Here is a 1,383-nt window from a genome sequence, read left to right as displayed (position 1 = left end):
GTCGAGGATTTTTAAGGCGCCGGTCATGGCCTCACCACCTCGACCAAGCCCCAGCAGATCTGTCTGGCATAAACTGATGGCACGCGCTTAACCTGGCCGGCGCGCTCCAGGCGTTCCAGCTGGCGGCGCACCCAATTGGTTTTTAATCCCTTGTGCCCGGCCATGCTCAGACCGTTACGAATGACATAGGTCATCTGTTGCGAGCCCCAATACATGATCTGGGCTTTTATTTCGGCATCGGTGGGTTTTGGCTTGATAGTCATCAGTAGTCACCCCAGCCCAAGCCCTGAATGTATTCGTTCGGAATGGTTACAGCCTCCGCCGGCACCGTGCTTTCGACTTCAAGGTTGCCGAAATATCCAATGGCTGCCTTGGCGCGCTCGATTGAAAGTTGTGCATGTCGCATCTGCCAAAACTTGCGTACCTTGTACGAGTGCAGTGCCAGTGCCTTGTCGGTGTAGGCAAAACGCCTGCCCCAGCTACCACCTTCTTTCAGCACGCGCTTCCGGCGTTTCTTCACCGCCTCGGCGGTCCAGCTGTATTGCGGACCCTTGATCAGGTCACAGGTATGGGTGTCGCCGATGTAGTAGCACTGCGTGGTTTCGCCGATAACCTGGTAAGTGATGCAGTGCACCTCAAGACCATCCGGGCCAATGGTATCGATGTAACGGAAGTGGTCCGGCCAGGCTTTCTTCTTTTCTTCAGGCATGACTTCGTCCTTGCCGCAGTAACGGCTGAGTTAAGATTTTGGGTTTCATAATTGCGTTTTATTGGATAAGGCCTAAAGTAGCCTTTCTAGATATAACTACTTTGCAAGTAGGAAGGGTTATTTCGTGCATTATGAAAAAAAGATGTTAATTGTTCATAACTATCGGGGTAGCGTTCTTTATTTGAAATTCTATTGGGCAAAACCCAACGATATTGTTCCTTTATCTATAAATGTTGTCGAATCTAGCGAGATTTCTGGGTTCGGTATTACTGCTGCGGAATTAACCGGTGACTGGCCGAATTACCAAAGCGCGCTAGCTGACGCTCTTGCGACCGCCAACAGATTCATCGATAGCCAGCTAGGATGATTTAATTGTTCACGAACGCCGTCTAAGCCCTCTGGTCTTGGCGTCACTGGCTACATTTGTTGTGGTTGCCTTGAGCGCGTTTTTGTTGAGTTTATTACAGTTCGTTTCCAGATCCAGCGGCCGCATGGGGCCGCTGTTGATCCTGACTGTTCGGCGGAGTGCGGTCATGCTGCAACTGCCTGACGTTCGATTGCCCGCCACGGGTCGTTGGCGCGAGCAAGTGCAGCCATCGGCGGTGGGCTGACGCTGTTGCCGCACATGTGCACTTGCTGGGTCTTAGTGAAGGGCTTGCCGTCGGCGCCGTGGG

At 52.5% G+C, this 1,383-nt stretch carries 3 protein-coding genes; 1 reads left to right on the top strand and 2 read right to left on the bottom strand.

Annotation, left to right across the window (positions count from 1 at the left end):
- Nucleotides 1–23: 23 nt before the first annotated feature.
- Nucleotides 24–263, bottom strand: a complete 240-nt coding sequence (locus ACP7A4_RS23040; RefSeq protein WP_426248503.1) for a hypothetical protein — start codon at nucleotides 261–263, stop codon at nucleotides 24–26.
- Nucleotides 263–709 (bottom strand): hypothetical protein, encoded by a 447-nt coding sequence (locus tag ACP7A4_RS23035; protein ID WP_426248502.1) that lies wholly within the window; start codon nucleotides 707–709, stop codon nucleotides 263–265. Before ACP7A4_RS23035 ends, ACP7A4_RS23040 begins: the two co-directional genes overlap by 1 nt.
- Nucleotides 710–833: 124 nt before the next feature.
- Between ACP7A4_RS23035 and ACP7A4_RS23030 the strand changes: the two genes are divergently transcribed.
- Nucleotides 834–1,076, top strand: a complete 243-nt coding sequence (locus tag ACP7A4_RS23030; RefSeq protein ID WP_426248501.1) for a hypothetical protein — start codon at nucleotides 834–836, stop codon at nucleotides 1,074–1,076.
- Nucleotides 1,077–1,383 lie beyond the last annotated feature (307 nt).

Origin of the sequence: Pseudomonas sp. TWR3-1-1, assembly GCF_049896545.1 — a bacterium.
GTDB lineage: Bacteria > Pseudomonadota > Gammaproteobacteria > Pseudomonadales > Pseudomonadaceae > Aquipseudomonas > Aquipseudomonas weihenstephanensis.
Note: the sequence above shows the minus strand (reverse complement) of the source record. Positions and strands in the feature narration are given on the sequence as shown.